At 42.0% G+C, this 1,659-nt stretch carries 1 protein-coding gene; it reads left to right on the top strand.

All coding sequences use genetic code 11. The features are described from left to right. Window positions 1-110: 110 nt before the first annotated feature. Window positions 111-1,442: a cytochrome P450 gene (locus F6K46_RS00060; protein WP_293051243.1), complete on the top strand. Its 1,332-nt coding sequence runs from the start codon at window positions 111-113 to the stop codon at window positions 1,440-1,442. Window positions 1,443-1,659 lie beyond the last annotated feature (217 nt).

Here is a 1,659-nt window from a genome sequence, read left to right as displayed (position 1 = left end):
GCTAATTTTTAAGGCGGTGTTGTGGGGCAATCAGCACTCCACAACACCGTTAAATTTATCCCGGCTTAAGTTATAAACCCGTCCATAAATACAAAAATAGGAGAAGAATCATGAAATTTCCTGATGGCCCAAAAACCCCAGCCTTGCTACAGTCTATTAATCTCATAGTTAATCCTCTCAATTACTTAGAGGATTGTGCTAAACGCTATGGAGGTATCTTTACAATAGGTTTTTTGAACTATCCTCCAACGGTGGTTGTCAGTCATCCCCAAGGCATGAAGGCGCTATTTACAGCCAGCCCACAAACCTTTAAGACAGCCGAAGCGATGCAAGAGTTACCAAGCACTTTTTCAGGTAAAACTGCACTAACCACGATAGATGGCGATCCTCACAGACGTCTAAAACAAATGTTAATGCCCGCTTTTCATGGCGATCGGATGCGAGCTTATAGCCAGTTGATTTGTGACATTACTCAGCAACAAATGATGCAGTGGAAAAAAGGAGAACGCTTTGACGTTCAGGGTTCCATCCAAGATATCTCACTGCAATTCATTATCCGTGCTATTTTTGGGGTAAATGAGGAAGCGAGCTTCCAACAGCTTAAGCAAACATTGATTTCACAGCTGAAGTTGTCGAGCAATCCTTGGGCCTCTATCATTTTGTACTTCCATACCCTACAGCAAGATTGGGGGCCTTGGAGTTTATGGGGGCGTTTTGTGCGCCTTCGCCAGCAGGTTGATGACATAATTTATGCTGAAATTAAGCGACGTCGGGATAATCCAGCGTTATTAGGTGAAGATATCCTTAGCTTAATGATGAGTGCTCGCGACGAGCAAGGCGAGCCGATGACAGATGAGGAAATGCGTGACAATTTAATTACATTATTAATAGCAGGTCATGAAACTACTTCTATAAGCATAACATGGGCTTTGTACTGGATTCACCGCTTGCCAGAGGTCTATGAGAAGCTTATGGCTGAATTAGAAACTCTTGGCGATAATCCAGATTCAAGTGCGATTACTAAGCTTCCCTATTTGAATGCCGTCTGTCACGAGAGCCTACGTATATACCCCCCCGTTATTTTGGCATCGTTTCGTATTGCCCAAAAGCCTGTAGAAATTATGGGCTACCAATTTGAACCAGGTACATTCATTTTGCCTTGCACATATTTAACTCACAGGCAAGAAGATTTATATCCAGAACCGAATCATTTTAGACCAGAGCGTTTTTTGGAGCGACAGTTTTCTGCTTATGAATTTGTGGCTTTTGGTGGCGGAAGCCGTCGGTGTATTGGATATGCGTTGTCTTTGTTTGAAATGAAATTAATCCTGGCTAGGATTCTCACTAACGTAAAACTAGCCCTACCCAATAACCGTTTTCCTAAACCTGTACGTAGCACTTTTACTGTTGCACCATCCCCAATATATCTCATTCCTGCCTAAAAGCTATTCTTAAAAACCTAGAATTAATAACGAATGGTACTGTAGATGGTGAGTGTCGGCTTTCAAAGTTTGATAACACAATCGTAAGTTTGATACCAAATCCGCTTGTCAAAACCCCTTTATGAATATCGACTAAATCTTTGTATGTCAGTAATGTAGGGCTATGCCGATAAGGGGGGTATGGGAAAAGGATTTGGTATGAGTCCTTATTATGGGA

This window comes from Moorena sp. SIO3E8 (genome assembly GCF_010692445.1).
In the GTDB taxonomy this organism is placed as follows: Bacteria; Cyanobacteriota; Cyanobacteriia; order Cyanobacteriales; family Coleofasciculaceae; genus Moorena; species Moorena bouillonii.
This window is presented reverse-complemented; position numbering and strand designations above follow the sequence as displayed.

Excerpts from the sequence above, each read along its gene's own strand:
- F6K46_RS00060 (WP_293051243.1), top strand. The coding sequence starts at position 111 with ATGAAATTTCCTGATGGCCCAAAAACCCCAGCCTTGCTACAGTCTATT.